At 71.5% G+C, this 20222-nt stretch carries 19 protein-coding genes; 6 read left to right on the top strand and 13 right to left on the bottom strand.

Annotation, left to right across the window (positions count from 1 at the left end):
- The first annotated feature begins 43 nt into the window (after positions 1-43).
- The gene (locus ABZT47_RS37805; RefSeq protein ID WP_354852954.1) at positions 44-1840 is read left to right on the top strand and encodes a serine/threonine protein kinase; all 1797 of its coding nucleotides are present in this window, start codon (positions 44-46) and stop codon (positions 1838-1840) included.
- A 60-nt stretch (positions 1841-1900) separates the two neighbouring features.
- Here the strand turns inward: ABZT47_RS37805 and ABZT47_RS37800 are convergent, their stop codons facing one another.
- From ABZT47_RS37800 to ABZT47_RS37780, 5 genes are all read right to left on the bottom strand, one after another.
- The gene (locus ABZT47_RS37800; protein ID WP_354852952.1) at positions 1901-3547 is read right to left on the bottom strand and encodes an acetolactate synthase; all 1647 of its coding nucleotides are present in this window, start codon (positions 3545-3547) and stop codon (positions 1901-1903) included.
- A 76-nt stretch (positions 3548-3623) separates the two neighbouring features.
- Complete coding sequence (bioB, locus tag ABZT47_RS37795; protein WP_354852950.1) at positions 3624-4622, bottom strand: biotin synthase BioB; 999 nt, start codon at positions 4620-4622, stop codon at positions 3624-3626.
- 28 nt (positions 4623-4650) lie between these two features.
- Positions 4651-5367, bottom strand: coding sequence for a dethiobiotin synthase (gene bioD / locus ABZT47_RS37790; protein ID WP_354852949.1), 717 nt, complete (start codon positions 5365-5367; stop codon positions 4651-4653).
- Between the two features lie 10 nt (positions 5368-5377).
- Positions 5378-6112, bottom strand: coding sequence for a GntR family transcriptional regulator (locus ABZT47_RS37785; RefSeq protein WP_354852947.1), 735 nt, complete (start codon positions 6110-6112; stop codon positions 5378-5380).
- Positions 6109-7383: an 8-amino-7-oxononanoate synthase gene (locus ABZT47_RS37780; protein WP_354852945.1), complete on the bottom strand. Its 1275-nt coding sequence runs from the start codon at positions 7381-7383 to the stop codon at positions 6109-6111. The genes ABZT47_RS37785 and ABZT47_RS37780 overlap by 4 nt, the downstream gene beginning before the upstream one ends.
- A 69-nt stretch (positions 7384-7452) precedes the next feature.
- On the opposite strand from ABZT47_RS37780, the gene ABZT47_RS37775 reads away from it, so the two are divergent.
- Positions 7453-8910, top strand: a complete 1458-nt coding sequence (locus tag ABZT47_RS37775; RefSeq protein ID WP_354852943.1) for a histidine kinase N-terminal domain-containing protein — start codon at positions 7453-7455, stop codon at positions 8908-8910.
- Between the two features lie 298 nt (positions 8911-9208).
- On the opposite strand, the gene ABZT47_RS37770 is transcribed toward ABZT47_RS37775, so the two are convergent.
- Both ABZT47_RS37770 and ABZT47_RS37765 read right to left on the bottom strand, forming a co-directional pair.
- Positions 9209-9463: a WhiB family transcriptional regulator gene (locus tag ABZT47_RS37770; RefSeq protein WP_354852941.1), complete on the bottom strand. Its 255-nt coding sequence runs from the start codon at positions 9461-9463 to the stop codon at positions 9209-9211.
- A 288-nt stretch (positions 9464-9751) separates the two neighbouring features.
- Positions 9752-10726: a diacylglycerol kinase family protein gene (locus ABZT47_RS37765; protein ID WP_354852939.1), complete on the bottom strand. Its 975-nt coding sequence runs from the start codon at positions 10724-10726 to the stop codon at positions 9752-9754.
- Positions 10727-10786: 60 nt separating this feature from the next.
- On the opposite strand from ABZT47_RS37765, the gene ABZT47_RS37760 reads away from it, so the two are divergent.
- Positions 10787-11164 carry a hypothetical protein gene (locus ABZT47_RS37760; protein WP_354852938.1) on the top strand — a complete coding sequence of 126 codons (378 nt, stop codon included), beginning with the start codon at positions 10787-10789 and terminating at the stop codon, positions 11162-11164.
- 148 nt (positions 11165-11312) lie between these two features.
- Here the strand turns inward: ABZT47_RS37760 and ABZT47_RS37755 are convergent, their stop codons facing one another.
- From ABZT47_RS37755 to sodN, 3 genes are all read right to left on the bottom strand, one after another.
- Positions 11313-12113 carry an RNA polymerase sigma factor SigF gene (locus ABZT47_RS37755; RefSeq protein WP_354852937.1) on the bottom strand — a complete coding sequence of 267 codons (801 nt, stop codon included), beginning with the start codon at positions 12111-12113 and terminating at the stop codon, positions 11313-11315.
- Entirely contained in the window at positions 12110-12547 is a 438-nt protein-coding gene (locus tag ABZT47_RS37750; protein ID WP_354852935.1) for an anti-sigma factor, read from the bottom strand. Before ABZT47_RS37750 ends, ABZT47_RS37755 begins: the two co-directional genes overlap by 4 nt.
- Positions 12548-12780: 233 nt before the next feature.
- Positions 12781-13182 carry a superoxide dismutase, Ni gene (gene sodN / locus ABZT47_RS37745; RefSeq protein ID WP_354852934.1) on the bottom strand — a complete coding sequence of 134 codons (402 nt, stop codon included), beginning with the start codon at positions 13180-13182 and terminating at the stop codon, positions 12781-12783.
- An 82-nt stretch (positions 13183-13264) separates the two neighbouring features.
- Here sodN and ABZT47_RS37740 point away from each other — a divergent pair, with 82 nt between their 5' ends.
- Positions 13265-13582 (top strand): S24 family peptidase, encoded by a 318-nt coding sequence (locus ABZT47_RS37740; RefSeq protein ID WP_354852932.1) that lies wholly within the window; start codon positions 13265-13267, stop codon positions 13580-13582.
- Positions 13583-13699: 117 nt separating this feature from the next.
- Here ABZT47_RS37740 and ABZT47_RS37735 read toward each other — a convergent pair whose 3' ends face one another.
- Positions 13700-14245 carry a CGNR zinc finger domain-containing protein gene (locus ABZT47_RS37735; RefSeq protein ID WP_354852930.1) on the bottom strand — a complete coding sequence of 182 codons (546 nt, stop codon included), beginning with the start codon at positions 14243-14245 and terminating at the stop codon, positions 13700-13702.
- Positions 14246-14704: 459 nt separating this feature from the next.
- On the opposite strand from ABZT47_RS37735, the gene ABZT47_RS37730 reads away from it, so the two are divergent.
- Positions 14705-15835, top strand: coding sequence for an NADP-dependent malic enzyme (locus ABZT47_RS37730; RefSeq protein WP_354852994.1), 1131 nt, complete (start codon positions 14705-14707; stop codon positions 15833-15835).
- A gap of 371 nt (positions 15836-16206) precedes the next feature.
- Positions 16207-17568 (top strand): hypothetical protein, encoded by a 1362-nt coding sequence (locus ABZT47_RS37725; protein WP_354852929.1) that lies wholly within the window; start codon positions 16207-16209, stop codon positions 17566-17568.
- 161 nt (positions 17569-17729) lie between these two features.
- Here ABZT47_RS37725 and ABZT47_RS37720 read toward each other — a convergent pair whose 3' ends face one another.
- Complete coding sequence (locus ABZT47_RS37720) at positions 17730-18806, bottom strand: trypsin-like peptidase domain-containing protein (RefSeq protein ID WP_354852927.1); 1077 nt, start codon at positions 18804-18806, stop codon at positions 17730-17732.
- Between the two features lie 270 nt (positions 18807-19076).
- Positions 19077-20156: a trypsin-like peptidase domain-containing protein gene (locus ABZT47_RS37715; protein WP_354852925.1), complete on the bottom strand. Its 1080-nt coding sequence runs from the start codon at positions 20154-20156 to the stop codon at positions 19077-19079.
- Positions 20157-20222: the final 66 nt, after the last annotated feature.

The raw sequence follows: 20222 nt of genomic DNA, 5'->3' as shown, positions 1-20222 counted from the left end.
GGTGACGTCGTGTTGAACGCGGATTGGGGTTAGCGGGGGAGAGATGGTTGCCCAAGGGACCACGCTGGCGGGACGTTACCGGCTGGACGTCCGTCTCGGTGCCGGCGGCATGGGTGAGGTGTGGCGGGGCGAGGACACCGTCCTGGCGCGCACCGTCGCCGTCAAGGTGCTTTTACCGGGTCGCATGGACGATCCCGGGTTCGCCGCGCGCTTCCAGGGGGAGGCGCGCGCCATGGCCACGATCAACCACCCGGGGGTCGTGGACGTCTACGACTACGGTGTCAGCGAGGTCCCGGGGGACGGGCCCACCGCTTACCTGGTCATGCGGTTCGTCGACGGGGAGCCGCTGGACCGGCTGCTCACCCGGCTCACCCGCATCGGCCCCGAGCCCGCCATGGAGCTCATCGCCCAGGCGGCCTCGGCCCTGCAGGCGGTGCACGACCGGGGCATCGTCCACCGCGACGTCAAGCCGGGCAACCTGCTGGTGCGCCCGGACGGCTCGCTCGTCCTGACCGACTTCGGCATCGCCCGCGCCGACATGGGCCACCGGCTGACCGACGCCGGCATGGTCCTCGGCACGGCCGCCTACTGCGCGCCCGAGCAGGCCGAGGGGCAGCCGGTGACCCCGGCCGTCGACCTGTACGCGCTGGGCGTGGTCGCCTACGAGTGCCTGGCCGGCTACCGGCCCTTCGACGGCGACACGCCCGTCACCATCGCGCTCAAGCACATCCGCGAGGACCCGCCCCCGCTGCCGCCCGACGTCCCGCCCGCCGTGCGGCACCTGGTCGAGCGGGCCCTGGTCAAGGATCCGGCACGCCGGTGGCACAGCGCCGCCGAGATGAGCGTGGCCGCGCGGCAGGCCATGCGCGAGGACACCGGAGCCTCGGCCGCGGTGGCCGGGGTCACCGGACTGACCGGCATGATCTCCGCCCAGCGCACCGCGACGATGGCCGGGCACCCGCACCAGATCGCCTCGCCGGAGACCGGAGTGCGGATGAACCAGGCCGCCGGCGGCTGGGGCGAAGGCGACCGCGGGCCGGCCACCGGGCCGCCTCCGGCGTACATCATGCCGGGCCCGGCGCACGCGACCGGTGCGCACCAGACCGGCTCGTACCAGGCAGGCACGTACCAGGTCGGCACGCACCCGACCGGAGCGCACGCGCCTCCGGCCGTCACCGCCGCCTCCGCCCCGCCCCCAGCCCCGCGCGGGCCCCGCGGCCGCCGCGCCGCGGCCCCCAGACGCGGCAAGGCCACCCTCATCATCGGCGTCATCGCCGCCGGGGCCGTCCTCGGCGGCGGCGGCGCGATCGTGTTCAACCAGGTCGCGGGGGCCGGCAACGCCTCGGCCGCCGGAGCGCCCCCCTCGCCGTCGGCGGATGCCCCAAGCGCCTCGCCTCCGCCCAGGAAACCGCGCCCCAACCGGCCGGCATCCAGCCCGCGTGACACGGTGGCCGGGTCGGCGCACACCGAGCCGTCCCCCTCGCCCACGCCCTCTGATCCGTCGCCGTCGCCGAGCGCGACCAGGACGCGCACTCCGTCGCCGTCGCCGACCATCAGCAAGTCCCCGGCGATCAAGAGGGTCGTGCCCGCGGTGATCAATCTGCTGCAGGCCAACGCGGTGACCAGGCTGCGGGCGGCCGGCTTCAAGGCCAAGGTGGACATCAGCGGGGAGCCGAGCTCCGAGGGGTGCAGCCGCGTGGTCGACCAGACCCCGGCTCCGGGCACGTCCTGGGCGGTGGACAAGGTCGTGACCATCGTCGTGGAGCAGGGCATTCCCTGCGGTGACCCGAGCGAGCCCTCCTCGCCGACGCCGACCCCCTCGGCCACCGCCACCTCCTGACCCCGCCGTCTCCGGCCGGCCCGCGCGCCTCGCGCGGGCCGGCCGGGGGCTGCGCGGAGGTCAGATGCCGGTGGTGGTGCGGGGGTAGGCGATCTCTGGGTCGGTGGCGATGTTCACCATGTACGGCACGCCCGAGTCGAACGCCCGGCGCAGCGCGGGACCGATCTCCTTGGGGGAGGTCACCAGCTCGCCGCCGCCGCCGAGCGCGGTGACGATCTGGTCGTAGCGGGTCTGCGGCCGCAGCTCGGCGGCCACGTCGTATCCGTACAGCATCTGCATGGGGTGCTTCTCCAGCCCCCACATGCCGTTGTTGCCGCAGATCATGACGACCGGCAGGTTGTGGCGGACCAGCGTGTCGACGTCCATCAGCGAGAACCCGGCGGCGCCGTCGCCGAGCAGCAGCACGACCTGCGAGGACGGGCGGGCCAGGCGGGCGGCTATGGAGTACCCGAGCCCGGTGCCCAGGCACCCGTACGGGCCGGGGTCGAGCCAGCACCCGGGCCTGCGCGGCTCGATGTACTTGCCGGCGTAGGACACGAAGTCGCCGCCGTCGCCGATCACCACGGCGTCGTCGGCCAGCACGCGGTTGAGCTCGCCGTAGATGCGCATCGGGTGGATGGGGTCGGCGTCGGACGACAGCAGCTCGAAGTCGCCCGCGATGGCCGTCGAGGCGGCCTCGGCCAGATCGGCCACCCAGCGGGAGTGGGAGGCGGGAGACACCCCGGCCTCGGTGCACGCCGTGCTGAGCCCCCAGAACAGCAGCGACAGGTCGCCCGCCGCGGAGGCGGCCGTGCCGACGTGCGTGGCGAGCTGCGACGGGGCGTCGGCGAGGTGGACGACCTTGGCCAGCGGGACGCCGTCCCTGCCGCCGAAGAAGCCGTAGCCGAGGCGGAAGTCGAGCGGCGTGCCCGCCACGATGACCAGGTCGGACTGCGAGAACGCCATGCCCCGCGCCCGGGTGACCAGCAGCTCGTGCCCGGCGGGCAGGATGCCGCGTCCCTGGCCGTTGGGGATGACCGGCAGGCGGTGGGCCTCGGCGAAGTCGCGCGCGGCCTCCTCGGCGCGGTCCATCCACACGTCCGAGCCGAGCACCAGCACCGGCCGCTCGGCCTCGGCGATCATGCGGGCGATCGAGGCGAGGGTGTCGGAGTCGGGTTCCAGCGGCGAGGGCGTCATCGTCTCGGCCTGGTGCGCCGGCGAGGGGGAGAACAGGTGGTCCATGTAGAAGTCGAGGAACACCGGGCCGCGGTGCGGGGCGACGGCCGTGCGGAAGGCCATCTCGACGTCCTGGCCGATCGAGTCGGCGCCGCCCGCGGTGAACGCCAGCTTGGTGATCGTCTCGAACAGCGGGGGATGGTCCATCTCCTGCAGCGCGCCGGACCCCCACCGGGAGGCCGGGGCCCTGCCGCCCATCACCACCATGGGAGAACCGTTGAAATGGGCGGTGGCGACGCCGCTGACGCCGTTGGTGATGCCGGGGCCGGCGGTCAGCACGGCCAGGCCGGGCCGCCGGGTCAGCCGTGCGGTGGCCTCCGCGGCGAACACCGCGCTCTGCTCGTGCCGCACGTCGACGATGCGCATGTCCTCGTGGACGGCCCCGTCGTACAGGGGGAAGACATGGCCGCCCGACAGGGTGAACATGACATCGGCACCGTATGCGCGTGAGACGGCGACCGCGATGTCGCCGGCGTGTTTTGCAGACTCCATGCGGTGAACCTACCTGTTCTGGCCTCGGTCAATCCTTGGAGCCCCATCTGCGCAGATCACGAGGCCCCGGGCGAGGTCACAGAGCCTGCGACAGCGCCTTGATGGGCATCTTAAGGTCCGCCAGGAGCGCGAGGTCGCGTTCTGGGGAACGGCCCAGCGTCGTGAGGTAGTTGCCGACGATGATGGCGTTGACGCCGCCGAGCATGCCGTCGCGGGTGCCGAGGTCGCCGAGCGTCAGCTCGCGCCCGCCGGCGTAGCGCAGGATGGTGCGCGGCAGGGCCAGGCGGAACGTGGCGACCGTCTTCAGCGCCTCGCGGCCCTCGACCAGGGGGTAGGAGGCGAACGGCGTGCCCGGGCGCGGGTTGAGGAAGTTGAGCGGCACCTCGTCGGGCGCCAGCTCGCCGAGCTGGCCGGCGAACTCCGCGCGCTGCTCTCTGGTCTCGCCCATGCCGATGATGCCGCCGCAGCACAGCTCCATGCCGGCCTCGCGCACCATCTCGCAGGTCTGCCACCGCTCTTCCCAGGTGTGGGTGGTGACGACGCTGCCGAAGTGGGAGCGGGCGGTCTCCAGGTTGTGGTTATAGCGGTGCACGCCCATCTCGGCCAGCTCGTCGACCTGCCGCTGAGTGAGCATGCCGAGCGAGCAGGCGACGTTGATCTCGACGGCCTCCCGGATGGCCTTGACGCCCTCGCGCACCTGGCCCATGAGCCGCTCGTCTGGCCCGCGCACGGCGGCCACGATGCAGAACTCGGTGGCCCCGGTGGCCGCCGTCTCGACGGCGGCCCGCACCAGGGACGGGATGTCCAGCCACACCGACCGCACCGGCGAGGTGAACTGGCCCGACTGTGAGCAGAAGTGGCAGTCCTCCGGGCACCCGCCGGTCTTGAGGGAGACGATGCCCTCGACCTCGACCTCGGGGCCGCACCAGGCCATGCGGACCTCGTGCGCCAGGGCCAGCAGCTCGGGCAGGCGGTCATCCGGCAGCTCCAGGCAGCTCAGAGCCTGCGCGGCCGACAACCCCTGGCCCTGGTCGAGCACCTGGGCCCGTGCGATGTCGAGGATGTCCTTGGTCATCGGTTCCGCTGCTCCCTCGTCGGTTGCGTCACAGACTAAGGGTTGCCCGGAACCTGGAAGGATCGAAACCCCCGCCGAGGAGGGGGCCGAGCCCGTCGTGGGCCACAGCGGCGAAGGCCGCGCGGCCGAGCGCGCCCGCCCCCTCGGGCAGTGCCCCGGCGAGCGGCCGCGCGGCCAGCGTCTCCAGGTCGGTGACGTTGCTCCGTTCGGCCAGGCCGGGGTCGCGGGGCCAGGAGCCGATCACCACGCCCGCCAGGTCGACGCCCCGGCCGGCGAGCGCCTCCAGGGTGAGCGCGGTGTGGTTGAGCGTGCCGAGCCCGGCCCTGGCCACCAGCAGCACGGGGGCGTGCACCAGGCGGGCGAGGTCGGCGATCGTGGCGCCGTCCTCGTCGAAGCGCACCAGCAGGCCGCCCGCCCCCTCGACGACCACGAGGCGGTGGGTGCTCGCCAGGTCGGCGACGCGCTCGGCGACGGCGGGGAGCGAGACGGGCGGCAGGCCGGAGGCCCGGGCCGCGGCGGCGGGGGACAGCGGGTGCGGGAAGCGGCCGAACTCGAAGGTCGTGGTGACCCCGCTCAGCCGGATGACCTCGTCCAGGTCGCCCGCCTCGCCGGCCGCCACGCCGGTCTGCGCGGGCTTCACCACGGCCACCGACGCCTGGCGGGCGAGCGCCAAGGCGGTGACGGCGGCGCTCACCACGGTCTTGCCCACACCGGTGTCGGTGCCGGTGACCACCAGGATGCTCACCGGCCCAACCTTAGAGCCCCTGCTGGGGCGGCCTGTGCAGGCGCGTGACGAACTTGTACCGGTCGCCGCGGTACAACGACTGGGCCCACTCGACCGGGTGGCCCTCGGCGTCGAAGGCGTGCCGGGTGAGCAGCAGCATGGGCAGGCCCACGTCCACCCCGAGCACCTGCGCGTCGTACGGCGTCGCCAGCACGGTCTCTATGGTCTCTTCGGCGTCGGTGAGCTGGACGTTGTAGGCGTTGTGCAGCGTCTCGTACAGCGAGGAGTGCATCTCGAGCTCGCGCCGCAGCCGGGAGAAGCGGCGGGCGGACAGGTGGGTGGTGTCGATCGACATCGGCTCGCCGTTGGCCAGGCGCAGCCGGTGGATGCGCAGCACGCGCCCGCCGGGGTTGATGCACAGCCGCCGGGCCAGCGTCTCGTCGGCCGTGACGTAGTCGATGTCGAGGATCTTGGTGTCCGGCTCCAGGCCGACCGCGCGCAGATCTCCGGTGTAGGAGGTGAGCTGCAGCACTTGGGCGACCTTCGGCTTGGCGACGAAGGTGCCCTTCCCTTGGATGCGCAGAAGCCGTCCCTCGACGACCAGTTCGGTGAGCGCCTGCCGGACGGTGGTGCGGGAGGTCTCGAAGCGCACGGCGAGAGCGCGCTCGGGCGGCAGCGCCGCGCCAGCGGGCAGAGACTTGGTGAGTTCCAGCAAGTTCCGTTTGACGTCGTAGTACTTGGGAATTCGGGGAGAGTCTTCCGTCACACGTTCACCTTCATCTCGGCCACGGCGGTGAGCGCGCGTCCGATCACCGCTAGATCATCCGAACCCAGATTGGCCCGAGCGGTCAATCTCAGACAAGACAGACCTGGTGGCACCGAGGGCGGGCGGAAGCACCCGGCGCGCACCCCGTGCTCGGCGAACACCGCGGCGGCGCCGAGCGCGGCCTCCGGGGGGCCGAGCACGACCGGTACGACGGCGGCGGCGGGGGTTGTGGCGGGGAGACCACGGTCCTCCACCGCGCGGGCCAGCAGCGACGCATGCCGCCGGGCCTGTCCTGGCAGGTCAGGATGGTCGCTCACGATATCAAGCGCGGCGAGCGCGGCCGCGGCGGACGAGGGGGCGAGGCCGGTGTCGAAGATGAACGCCCGTCCCGCGTCGACCAGCGTGTCCACCACTTCGGGGGCCGCCAGCACGGCCCCTCCTTGGGAGCCGAGCGCCTTGGACAGTGTGACGGTTATCACGACCGACGGATGACCGGCGAGCCCGGCCGCGTGCACCGCCCCCTGGCCCCGCTCGCCGACGACGCCGAGCGAGTGGGCCTCGTCCACCAGCAGCAGCGCGCCGTGCCGGACGGCCACCTCGTGCAACTCGCGCAGCGGCGCGAGGTCGCCCTCGACGGAGAAGACCGCGTCGGTGACGACCAGGGCGTGCTCCTCGGCGCGGCCGGCGAGGGCCTTGTCCACCGCGTCGACGTCCTTGTGCGGGGTGACCGCGACGCGCGCCCGGGACAGGCGGCACCCGTCGATGAGGGAGGCGTGGTTGCCCGCGTCGCTCACCACCAGCCCGCCGGCGCCGAGTGTCGCGACCGCGGCGAGGTTGGCCAGGTAGCCGGAGGAGAACACCAGGGCGCGGGCGGCGCCGGTGAACCCGCGCAGGCGGTCCTCCAGATCGGCGTGCAGCGTCGTCGTCCCGGTGACCAGCCGGGACCCGGTGGAGCCGGTGCCCCACGCGCGGGCCGCGCGCACGGCGGCCTCGACCAGCCGTTCGTCACGGGACAGGCCCAGGTAGTCGTTGGAGGCCAGGTCGAGCTGGCCGTCGTGGTCGGGCGTGCGCGGGCGCAGGGCCCGCCCCAGCCCGGCGGCCCGGCGGGCCTCGGCGGCGGCGCGCAACCGCGTCAGAGGATCAGGCGGCGTCGTCTCACCTGGGTGACCCGCGCCGTCGGCCACGCCGTCCACGACCCTGCCGACGACATTGCCGGCGACCATGTCCATCGGGCGCTCCACGGGGTGTACGAGCACTTCTGTGTGCTCCATTAAGGGAATCTTCCCAGTGTGGACTCCCGCGATTCGCCTTGAGGTGGGGTTAGCACGCATGATGCACAGGTGCCGACTCTGAGCGAACTGGTGGCGCGCCACACCACCTGCGATCCCGCCGATCTGGAGTGGATGCACTCGCTGGTCTCCGACTGGCAGCTCCTCGCCGACCTGTCCTTCGCCGACCTCATCCTGTGGATTCCCTCGCGGGAGGGTTCGGCGTGGGTGGCGGTCGCGCAGATGCGCCCGACGACCGGCCCGACCGTCTACCACGACGACGTGGTGGGCTCCATCGTGGCGGTCGGCGAGCGTCCGCTGATCGACACGGCGTGGCGCGAGCACCGCATCTGCCGCGAGGGCGACCCCGACTGGTCCAGCGGCGTGCCCGTCCGCGAGGAGACCATCCCGGTGCGGCGCGACGACCACTTCGTGGCGGTCATCCAGCGCTCGACCAACCTGTCATCGGCGCGCACGCCCTCGCGGCTGGAGCTCACCTACCTGCAGAGCGCGTCCGACCTGGCGCAGATGGTCTCCGAGGGGCGTTTCCCCTTCCCCGACGAAGGGCCCATCCTGGTGCGCTCCCCGAGGGTCGGGGACGGCCTGCTGCGGCTCGACCGGGCGGGCCGGGTGACCTACGCCTCTCCGAACGCGCTGTCGGCCTACCGGCGGCTGGGGCTGCACGCCGACCTGGTGGGCACCGAGCTCGGCAAGACCACCGCCACGCTCTGCTACTCCGGCGAGCCGATCAACGAAGACCTGATGCTGGTGGCCAGCGGGCGCACGCCGCGGGAGACCGAGGTGGAGGCCGGCGCCATCGTGGTGCAGCTGCGGGCCATCCCGCTGATCGTGGGCGGCGGCCGCATCGGGGCCCTGGTGCTGGTCAGGGACGTCACCGAGCTGCGCCGCCGCGACCGCGAGCTGCTCACCAAGGACGCGACGATCCGCGAGATCCACCACCGGGTGAAGAACAACCTGCAGACGGTGGCCGCGCTGCTGCGGTTGCAGGCGCGGCGGCTGCGCGTTCCGGAGGGCCGCGAGGCGCTCGAGGAGGCCGTGCGGCGGGTCGGGTCGATCGCGATCGTGCACGAGACGCTGTCGCACACGCCCGAGGAGATCGTCGACTTCGACGACATCGCCGACCGCGTCATCGCCATGACCGGGGACGTCTCGGAGGCCAGCGTGGCCGTCCGCCGGGTGGGGTGCTTCGGCATGCTGCCGGCGATGATCGCCACTCCGGTGGCGATGGTGCTGACGGAGCTGCTGCAGAACGCGGTCCAGCACGGCTTCGCCTACGGCAGCGGCACGGTAAAGATCATCGTCTCGCGCACCGAGGAGCGGCTGGACGTGATCGTCGCCGACGACGGCCAGGGGCTTCCCGAGGGGTTCGACCTGGAGGCCTCGACCAGCCTCGGCCTGCAGATCGTCCGCACGCTGGTCGTCGGCGAGCTGTCGGGCCGCCTGGCGGTCCGGCCGGGGAAGGAAGGGGGCACCGAGGTCTCGGTGACCATCCCGGTGCAGCCGGCGTAGCGGCCGGCGTTCTCACCCGGACGGGGCGAGCTCATGCGCGAGCGGCCGGTACTGTCGCCCCGACATGCCGTCGACTTCGGGTGCGGTGCGGGCGTCCTGCGCGGAACGGGCTCCATGAACTGCTACGCCCGGCCATCGCGCGTGGCGATGCCGGGCGTTCCTGGTCCTGGCGCCGGGTCCGCGCGTGGCGACGCCGGCGTGTCCTGTTCCGTCCACCGCGACACTGGGGCGGCCCGGAAGGCGAGGATGGGGGATGCGAATGCGTGGGACGGGCGGAGCTCAGGGGGTGCGTGACGGTTCAGACGCCCGCACGGGCGCGGGCACGAGCGGTACGGCGCTTCACGGCGCGACGCTCGTCCTCGCTGAGGCCGCCCCACACGCCGGCGTCCTGGCCGGACTCGATGGCCCACTTCAGGCACGGGTCGCTGACCGGGCAGCTGCGGCACACCTGCTTGGCCTCTTCGATCTGCATGAGTGCCGGGCCGGTGTTGCCGATCGGGAAGAACAGCTCGGGGTCCACGTCACGGCAGGCAGCGCGGTGGCGCCAGTCCATGCGTTCCACTCCTTCGTAGGTGGAGCCTCGCGGCTCCGTCCGGAGACTGACGGATGCTTGTGAAGAGTTTCACTAACCAGGGCGAGCTTTTGCCCGGACCAGAGGATGGGGGCCGGGAAGCTCGTGTCAGGGCGTGAAACGTCGAGGACACGGTGGATCCTCAAACGTCCTACGTTCCGACGTCACGACGAGCTTTTCAGGCATGCCCAGGTCACGCAAGAGGTTTGGGAGAACGTTTTGCACGTCATGGATGTCGGATGCATCACACTATGACGGGCTTGTACCAAATCAGACCAGAACTTGTAACGCCGCTGGAACCGACCGGAAGGTCACCCGCTCGCGCTCGCCGAGATAGTCACCGTCGAGCTGGAAGGCCGCGGGACGCCGCGCGACCAGCGTGAACTCCTCCTCGTCGTGCAACTGCACCAGATTGCGGCCGCGAGGAAGGCCGACCGGCTCGGCGATGATCTGGCGGGTCAGCCCGAACATGGTGACGATGCCCATCTTGCGCAGGCCCAGCAGATCGAGGCCCGTGTCGAAGCCCGCCCACGGCGTCGGGTTGATCGGCCGGCCGCCGACGTAGGTCCACGGGGAGGTGTTGGAGACGATCGCCAGGAACAGCCCCTCGACGGCCGGTTGGCGCGGGCGCTCCAGCCGCAGCGCTGGGCGGTGGCGGTCGGTGATGAGGTAGTGCCGCAAGGTCGTGTTGACGTAGCGGCTCGGAGACGCCTTGTACCCCGCGCCGCGCAGGCCCTCGACCGCGCGGATCACCTCGGCGTCGTACCCGAGGCCGGCGCAGAAGGTGAAGTACCGCCGGTCGTGCCCGGGCCCGCCCGCGGGCTCGACCCCGTCGCCCAGCGCGCCGTCCTCCCAGACCGCGAGGCCGAGGCCGAGCGTGCGGCGGCGCCCCTCGCGGATGGCCTCCAGCACCGCGCCGGTCGCCTCCACCGGATCGTTCGGCAGTCCGAGCGAGCGGGCGAACACGTTGGCGCTGCCGCCGGGGAGCACGATCAGCGCCGGGGACGGATGCTCGCCGCCCATCATGCCGTTGACCGCCTCGTTGATGGTGCCGTCGCCGCCCAGGACGGCGACGACGTCGAACCCCTTCTCGCGCGCGGTCGCGGCGAGCGCCGTGGCGTGCCCGCGATGGCGCGTCTCCTCCACCGTCAGCTCGATCGCGGCGCCGAGCGCGCGGACCAGGACGTCCGTCGTGCGCCGGTTGGCCGAGGTCGCCGCGGGGTTGATCAGGAGGAGTGCGCGCATGCCGCCCAGCGTATCCACCGGCGGGGGACCCGCGACCTGGGTCAAGTAGGGTGACCCGATATGTCGAACCGTCCGGTGACCCTGACCGTCGCCGCCATCGTCCTGGCCGTCGAGGGGGCCGCGGCCGTCCTGCTCGGCGGTTACGTCGGCATCGAGACCATCATCGGCGCCCCGGCCGACGTGACCAGCTCGCTCTTCGTCGCCGCCTTCGGGGTCGTGGCCGGCGCCGCGCTGCTCTGGGTGGCCAGGGGCGCGCTCAAGGCCGCGCGGTGGAGCCGCGCGCCGGGCGTGGTCACGCAGATCTTCGCCCTGCCGGTGGCCGTCTCGCTCGTGCAGTCGGGGCAGGGGATCATCGGCGTGCCGCTCGCCCTGGCCGCGCTGGCAGGGCTGGCCGGGTTGCTGGCGCCCGCCACGACCCGCGCCATGATCGAGCGGTGACCGGCCGGCGCGGACGCGCCGTCCCGGCGAGCACGACCCCGCGCGGCATCCGATGGCGAAGGCCTCGCGGTCTCGGCTGAGTCCTGAGCGGTGAGGCCCTCGCGCGTCTCGGCTCGGTCTTCGGCGGTGAGGCCCTCGCGCGCCTCGCTCAGTCTTCGGCGGTGAGGCCCTCGCGCAACTGGGCGAGGGTGCGGGCGAGCAGGCGTGAGACGTGCATCTGCGAGATGCCGAGCTCGGTGGCGATCTGCGACTGGGTCATGTTGCCGAAGAAACGCAGCAGCAGGATGCGCTTCTCGCGGGGCGGCAGGCGTTCGAGCAGCGGCTTGAGCGACTCGCGGTACTCGACGCCCTCAAGGGACTCATCGACGATGCCGAGCGAGTCGGACACCGCGGGCGCGTCGTCGTCGCCGGAGTCGGGGGCGTCCAGAGAGACCGTGGAGTAGGCGTTGGCCGACTCAAGGCCCTCCAGGACCTCTTCCTCCGACATCTGCAGATGGGCGGCGAGCTCGGCGACGGTCGGGGCGCGGCCCTGGCGCTGGGACAGCTCGCTGATGGCCTTGGTCAGCGAGAGCTTGAGCTCCTGCAGGCGGCGCGGCACCCGCACCGCCCAGCCCTTGTCGCGGAAGTGGCGCTTGATCTCGCCGACGATCGTCGGCGTGGCATAGGTGGAGAACTCGACGCCGCGCTCCAGGTCGAAGCGGTCGATCGACTTGATCAGACCGATGGTGGCGACCTGCGTGAGGTCGTCCAGCCACTCGCCCCGGTTGCGGAAGCGCCGGGCGAGGTATTCGACCAGGGGGAGGTGGAGCTCGACGAGCTCGTCGCGGATGCGCTGGCGGCGCGGATCGTCAGGGGACAGCTCGGCCAGCTCGCCGAACAGCCCGCGAGCCCGCACCCTGTCGGGGACGGTGCTGTCACTGCCGGCCACGGCGCGGGTCCTCTCGGTCACGGCAGCCTCGCAGACCCTCGGCGCTTGTGCAGGACGATCGCCATGCGATCAGGGGTGTCGGTCTCGGCGTCCACGTCGTCGGCGAGCGCGGTGAGCACCATCCACGCGAAGTCGTCACGCTTGGGTTCGGCCTGGCCGACCGTGCTGACCTCGACCCGGACGATCATCTCCTGGCCGGTCAACTCGAACTCGGCGATCAGGTCGGTGCCGGGCACGGCGTGGCCCAGCAGCATGGCGCACGCCTCGTCGACCGCGATACGAAGATCTTCGATCTCGTCCAGCGTGAAATCGAGCCGTGCCGCCAGCCCGGCGGTGGCCGTACGGAGCACGGACAGATAGGCGCTGGCGGCGGGCAGGCGCACGCTCACAGCGTCACGGATCCCCGAGAGGCCACCGGGGATGTCGTCCGCACGCGTCGCTGTCTCGTCGGTCACGTTCCTCCTCGCACAGAGCTGCTGATTAGCAACTTACCGCCCCGTGCCCCATGGTGCAGGACTGGGACGCGCCGATAGTCGTGATCTTGTGGAAATGCGGCCGCTCCGCCTGACGTCCCGCTGGCCATTCCTTGGCACACCGGTGCCCTGACCGGGGTTTACCCGGCAGGAAAGACCTCTGGCCTCGCGCGCGAAGACAGCCGCGCGAGGCCAGAGAACGGGTAGTGCAAGGCTCAGGCGGCCTTGGTCTCCCAGAAGATCTTCGAAATCTCGTCGATCTTCCCGAGCAGGTCGTCGGCCTTGCTCACGTCCACCGTGCCCTTGGCCCCGGCCGCGCCCGCGAGCTTGGTCGCGTCCCAGAACAGCTGGTGGAGCTGGGGGTACTGCTCGAGGTGCGGCGGCTTGAAGTAGTCGGTCCACAGCACCCACAGGTGGTGCTTGACCAGTTCGGCCCGCTCCTCCTTGATCACCAGAGCCCGCGCACGGAACACGGGGTCGTCGTTGTCGGCGTACTTCTGCATGATCGCCTTGACGGAGTCCGCCTCGATGCGAGCCTGCGCGGGGTCGTAGACACCGCAGGGGAGGTCGCAGTGCGCGGAGGCGACATGGCCGGGCCGCAGCAGTCGTGCGAGCATCGGTTTCCTTCCTTGATGCTGATAACAGACAGCACTATCCGGTTCCCAACTTACTCGCCTTGATTCGCGGAGGCGGAGGGGGATGTGGTTCATGAGGGTCCGCGTCGAAGGGGAGTCGATGCTGCCCGTCCTGCGGCCGGGAGACTGGCTCGTCGTCCGCCGGGACGCGCCGGTCAGACCCGGCGACCTCGTCGTCGCCCGGCTCCCCGCGGACCCGTCACGCATGATCGTCAAGCGCGCGGCGTGGCGGGAGGGCGACGGGTGGTGGCTCGAGAGCGACAACCAGCGCGCGCCCGGCCGCAAGGACAGCTGGGACTTCGGCGCCGTGCCCCCCGCGCTGCTGGTCGGCCGGGTCGTGCTGCGCTATTGGCCGCTGCGTGGCGGCCCGCGCCCCCGGTGACCTGACGGGGTCCTCGGGCGAGGCCACCGTGAACGGGTCGGTCGGCAGGACGCCCGTACAGGCGGAGCGGGCCGGGCGGGAGGACGCCCGTACAGGCGGAGCAGGCTGGGCGAGAGGTCAGGCGGGGTGGCCGCTGAGGTGGCGGCGGCGGGCGCGGTAGGCGGCCACATTGGCCCGGGTGGCGCAGCGCTCGGAGCAGTAGCGGCGCGACCGGTTGGAGGAGGTGTCGAGGTAGACCCGCCGGCACGGCGCCGCGCCGCAGGCGCCGAGCCGGTCGACGCCGAGGTCGGTGACCAGGGTGGTGAGCCCCATGACCGCCCCCGCGGCGTACTCGTCGGACGGGCGCCCGGCATCGGTGAGGTGGAGGTGCCAGCGCTGCCCGTCGTGGCGGGAGATCTGCGGGCGCACCGGGTGGCGCACGAGCAGGGCGTTCAGCCGGCCGACGGCGCCGTCCTCGTCGTGGCGCGCGGCCGCCGCGAAAACCGCGGTCAGCTCGCGGCGCAGCTCGCGAAGCACCTCGAGGTCGGCACGGGTGAGCCGGGCGGCCTGCTCCTCCCGTCCGGCCTCGGTGAGGAGGCGGGCCGCCCCTTCGAGGGTGTCGAGCGCGGTGTCGTCGCTGTTGACCAGCAGCACCGCAAGCTCGGCGTAGGAGGTCAGGTCCACGTCGCCTCCGCGGCGGTAAGAGTCGGTTCGGCATATCGAGTATTACATGTTCGCCGGTGGGGTGCCCCTGGATGTCCCTACGGGTGGGGGATCGGCGGCTGTCGGGTACGGCCGGGGGAATCACGGCGTGAACGTCCGGGTATGAGTCCGAGGCAGGGGGAGAAGTAGTGATATGTCCGGTTTGAAGCGTCTGGTGGTGCGGCGCGATCCACGGAACCGTGGTCTCGCGGGCATCGGCAGGCGTCTCGACATGTGGCACAATCAAGCAACGGGTGACCCCCGTACCCCCTCCAAGGACGACCGTCAACGACGACGGCCGCCGGGCGGCTACAGAAGCCTGGGCCTCGTTCGCCTGCGGCCGTCTACCGAAGGAATCCGTCCTTAGACACAGGGGTCGCTGTGGCAGTCACGCCGTTCTCCGCTTCTCTCGAAACACTCGATCTCGATCCCGCGTTCGCGATGCACCGCGGCGGCAAGCTCGAGGTCCGCTCCACCATCCCGGTCCGCGACGCCGACGACCTGTCGCTCGCCTACACGCCGGGCGTCGCCAGGGTCTGCACCGCCATCGCCGACCAGCCCGAACTCGTCTCCGAGTACACCTGGGTGTCCAACCTCGTCGCCGTCGTCTCCGACGGCACCGCCGTCCTCGGCCTCGGCGACATCGGCCCGGCCGCGGCCATGCCCGTCATGGAGGGCAAGGCGCTGCTGTTCAAGGAGTTCGGCAACGTGGACGCCGTGCCGATCTGCCTCGACTGCACCGACGTGGACGCCCTCGTCGAGACCGTGGTCCGTCTCGCGCCCTCCTTCGGCGGCGTCAACCTGGAGGACATCAGCGCCCCTCGCTGCTTCGAGGTCGAGAACCGGCTGCGCGGGCTGCTCGACATCCCCGTCTTCCACGACGACCAGCACGGCACCGCCATCGTGGTGCTGGCCGCCCTGCGCAACGCCGCCCGCCTGACCGGGCGCTCCCTGGGCGACCTGCGCGCCGTCGTCGCCGGAGCGGGCGCGTCGGGCGTGGCCGTCACGCGCATCCTGCTGAACGCCGGCATCGGCGACATCGCCGTCTCCGACTCCAAGGGCATGATCTACCAGGGCCGCGAAGGGCTGAACCCCTACAAGGAGGCCCTGGCCAGGGACACCAACCGCGGCGGCCACACCGGTTCCACCGAGGAGGCCCTGGCCGGCGCCGACGTCTTCATCGGCCTGTCCGGCTCCACGCTCTCCGAGCACGCCGTCGCCGCCATGGCCCGCGACTCCATCGTCTTCGCCCTGTCCAACCCGACGCCCGAGGTGCTCCCCGACGTGGCCCGCAGGCACGCCCGGGTGGTCGCCACCGGCAGGTCCGACTTCCCCAACCAGATCAACAACGTGCTGGCCTTCCCCGGGGTGTTCCGCGGCGCCCTCGACGTCCGCGCCACCACCATCACCGAGAACATGAAGGTCGCCGCCGCCGACGCCCTCGCGGCCGTCGTCGGGGACGACCTGTCGGAGGACTACGTCATCCCCAGCCCCTTCGACCAGCGCGTCGCCCCCGCCGTGACCGCGGCCGTCGCCGACCAGGCCAGGCTCGACGGCGTCGCGCGCACGTAACCCTCGGCCGGCTCGCGTGCCCGTGCGGCACGCGCAGCTCGCCGTCCAGGTCGTTCCAGCGCCATGCGCGCCGTCCATGCGGCGCCGTTCAGGGGGCGCCGGGACCCGCCACGCGGGCCCGGCGCCCTCGTGCTTTCCCGCGCAAAGGCTGTGTACCGAACATCCCCGGCGAAATGACGCCCCTTCGTCATGACCCGGCGCTCCTGCGGTCAAGTCTTGGGAATTCCCACACCGCGTCACGCATCGTGCTATAACAAAAACCCTCCGTTACCCGCCGGACGACGGCGTGCACGAAGGGCGCACGCTCGCACCAGAGCTCACGGCGGAGTGCCGACAACCGATCCGCCGTAGTCCTCCCTGGGGAAAGAGCGATGCGACGCGAGCCCAACCTTCTTCTTCGGCACCTCATCGCCGAGGCCGGCTTCTCCCACAAGGGGCTGGCCCGCAGGCTCAACGACCTTGGAGCCGCGCGGGGCCTGATCGGCCTGCGGTACGACCACAGCTCGGTGTCGCGCTGGATCGACGGCCAGCAGCCGCGCGACCCGGCGTCCGCGCTGCTCGCCGAGATCTTCGCCCTGCGGCTCGGCCGGCCCGTCACCTCGGAGGACCTCGGTATGGCGGGGGGAGCCACGCCCCTCGACCTCGGACTGGAATTCCCACACACGTGGCAGGAGGGTGTCGAGACCGTGACAGCACTATGGAGGGCGGACCTGCAACGGCGCAGGTTCCTGCTCGACTCCGCCTTCGCCGTCGGAGCGGGCTCGTCGGGGGCCCTGCGATGGCTCACCTCCCCCGCCGAGGACCGGCCCCGCGCCTCCGGGGTTCGCAAGGTCGGCGCCCACGACATCGCCGCCATCCGCGAGGTCACCCGGTCGTTCGGCGAACTGGACAACCGCTTCGGCGGCGGCCGGGTGCGCCCGGCGGTCGTCCGCTACCTCGACTCGGCCGTCGCCCCCCTGCTCAAGGACGGCGTCTACGGCGAGGCCACCGGCAGGGCGCTGGCGTCGGCGGCGGCCGAGGTCACCCGCCTGGCCGGGTGGATGGCCTACGACCTGGAGCAGCACGGGCTCGCCCAGCGTCACCTCATCCAGGCGCTCAGCCTGGCGCGCGGCGCCGGCGACCACGGCTTCGGCGGCGAGATCCTCGCCGGCATGGCGCACCAGGCCATATATATAGGCCGCCCCCGGCACGCCCTCGACCTGGCGCGGGCCGCCCAGGTGTCGGCGCGGCGGGCCGAGGTCCCCTCCTTGCTGGCCGAGGCGTACGTGCTGGAGGCGCACGCGCACGCCCGGCTCACCGACGGCGTGGCGTGCGCCATGGCCCTGCACGAGGCCGACCTGGCCTTCGACCGCCGCCGCCCGGAGGAGGAGCCCGAGTGGATCCGCTACTTCGACGAGGCCTACCTCGCGGCCAAGTACGCCCACTGCTTCCGCGACCTCGGTGACGGGGCGCAGGCCGTGCGGTACGCGCGCCGCTCCCTCGACATGGACGGCCGCTACGTCCGGGGGCGCATGTTCAACCTGTCGCTGCTGGCCTCGGCGTACGCCCTGTGCGGGGACGTCGAGCAGGCCTGCCACGTGGGCGGCGACGCGCTGGACCTTGCCGGCGGCCTGCAGTCGGTCCGCACGAGGTCCTATGTCGCCGACCTGCGCCGCCGGCTGGAGCCGCTGAGCAGGGAGCCGGCGGTGGCCATGCTGGTCCGGCGCAGCCGCGAGCTGGCTCCCGCGGCCTGACGGCCGGGACGGGGGTGATCCGCGTCCGCGGCGGTCGTGGATGGGGGAGGTCGCTCTGAAACGAGCCGGCCCGGCCCCGGGGGTCCGAGGCCGGGCCGATCGTGGCGGAGGATCTCAGCCTCACAGGTGAGGCCGGGTCGTCCGCCGGTGGAGCTTGGTGGTCAGCGGATGGAGCCGGACCACAGGTTGGCGGCCTTGCGGTAGACCGCGTAGGTCTCGCTGTCGAAGTACGGCGAAGTGCTGAAGTCGTACCGGCCGTTGCCGTCGGAGTCGCCGATGAGGCTGGTGACGCCGTTGACGTAGCCGAGCCGCTTGGTGCTGCTGTACTTGGTGATCCACGGGCCGCCCGCGGAGCCGGCGGTCATGGAGCACTTCAGCGCGACCTGCGCCTCGGCCTTGTAGGCGGCGCTGACGCCCGCGGGCTTGGTGGCGCCGTAGCACCACTTCGGCGTGACCCCGGTGAAGGGGCGGTCGCCGTCGGGGTGCGGGCCGGCGGGGTAGCCGAACGCGTAGACCGACTGGCCGATCTTCTGGTTCCAGGCGAAGCCCTGGCCGCCGACGTTGTCGCCGAGGCGGCCGACGTCCTTCCAGCTACCCGGCTGGACGCCGTTGTAGACCGTGACGAAGGCGTAGTCGCTGTCGTAGTCCTCGTAGTTGGCGAAGTCGAAGTGCGTGTAGGCCGACTTGCCGACGTAGATGCCGTAGGGCGTCTTGCCCTGGTAGTACGCCGGGATGAACACCCAGTGGTCCAGGGTGTCGCGGTTGGCGTCGGTGTCGTAGACGCAGTGACCGGCGGTGGCGACGAGGTTGTGGTACTTCGACTGGATCGAGGACGCCGAGCACCAGAAGGGCTTGCCGTGGACCCGGAAGAACACCTTGCCGATGGTGCGCGGCAGGTTGATGTTCTTGACCTTGGTCGGGGTCACCTTCTCCTGGCCGATCGGCGGCACGACGCCGGTCTTGCCGTCGGGAGCGGCGTCGCTCCCGCCGAACTTGACCTTGCCGCTGATGGAGGAGTCGTTGGAGTAGCGGGTGGCGGCCTTGAGCTGCCTGCCGCCGTTCGCGCTCCAGAACTTCGCGGTTGCGCTCGCCTTGCCCTTGCTGGAGGCGAGGGAGACGTTCGTCGGCTGGGGCTTGGCCGTGGCCCCGGCGGACGAGGTGAGGGCGGCGCCGATCATGCCGGTGGCGGTGACGGCGGCGCCCAGGGGGAGGATGAGGTGGCGTGCTCGGATACTCATATAGCTCCTCTTGTTCTGACATGGAAACATCACTTATGTCCCATGCGTCCCAAAGGGGATGACTTGAGCCTATGTCATTTCTTTACACGCACCGTATGAACCGTCCGGGTATCCGGACATAAAGGTCTTAAATGGGATATTAGGTGAGTAAAACCTCACTGGATGGTGAGGTTGAAATGACGAAGGGCCCGGCTTTCGCCAGGCCCTTCCGCACGCCGTGCTCAGCGGTCACCGCACCTCAGGCGCCGTCTCGCCCTGCCGGCGGGATGCTCACTTGCCGATCTTGCCGGACCACAGGTTGGAGGCGGCGCTGTAGATCGAGTAGGTCTCGCTGTCGAAGTACGGCGAGGTGGCGAAGTCGAACCGGCCGTTGGCGTCGGTGTCGCCGACCAGGCTGGTCACGCCGTTGATGTAGCCGACGCGCGCCGTGCTGCTGTACTGGGTGATCCAGGGGCCGCCGGAGGCGCCGGCCGTCATGGAGCACTTCAGCGCGATCTGCGCCTCGGCCTTGAAGCCGGGGACGGTGCCGGCGGCGGAGGTCTTGCCGTAGCAGTACTTCGGCGTCAGGCCGGTGTAGGGCCGGTCGCCGTCGGGGTGCGGGCCGGCGGGGTAGCCGAACGCGTACACCGTCTGGCCGATCTTCTGGTTCCAGGCGAAGCCCTGGCCGCCGACGTTGTCGCCCAGGCGGCCGACGTCCTTCCACGTGCGGGGCTCGACACCGTTGTACACGGTGACGAAGGCGTAGTCGCTGTCGAAGTCCTCGTAGTTGGCGAAGTCGAAGTGCGTGTAGGCCGACTTGCCGACGTAGATGCCGAACGGCGCCTTGCCCTGGTAGAAGGCCGGGATGAACACCCAGTGGTCCAGGGTGTCGCGGTTGGCGTCGGTGTCGTAGACGCAGTGACCCGCGGTCGCCACCAGGTTGCGGTACTTGCCCTGGATGGAGGAGGCGGAGCACCAGTAGACCTGGCGGCCCAGGCGGAAGAACACCTTGCCGATGGTGCGCGGCAGGTTGACGTTCTTGGCGTGGGTCGGGGTGACCTTCTCCTGGCCGATCGGCGGCACGACGCCGGTCTTGCCGTCGGGAGCGGCGTCGCCGCCGCCCATGCGGACGCGGCCCTTGACGGCGGCGTCCTCGGTGAACTTGGTGGCGGCCTTGAGGGCCTTGCCGCCGCTGGCCGTCCAGAACTTCACGGTGTCCAGGGCGGCGGCCTTGGTGGTGGCCAGGGCGTCGGAGGCCGGCGCCGCGGCCGCGGAGGCGGAGGCCCCCGCGGTGAGGGATGCCGCGATCATGCCGGCGGCGACGGCGGCGCCGCCGAGAGGGAGCACGATTCGCTTGACTCGGGTGTTCAATGAGACTCCTTGTTCTGCCGCAGGACCTGACTCCTGCCTCAGTGACCCCAAAAGGGGCAGTCTGAA

Source organism: Sphaerisporangium sp. NPDC005289, assembly GCF_040607455.1.
Lineage (GTDB): Bacteria > Actinomycetota > Actinomycetes > Streptosporangiales > Streptosporangiaceae > Sphaerisporangium > Sphaerisporangium rhizosphaerae.
Note: the sequence above shows the minus strand (reverse complement) of the source record. Positions and strands in the feature narration are given on the sequence as shown.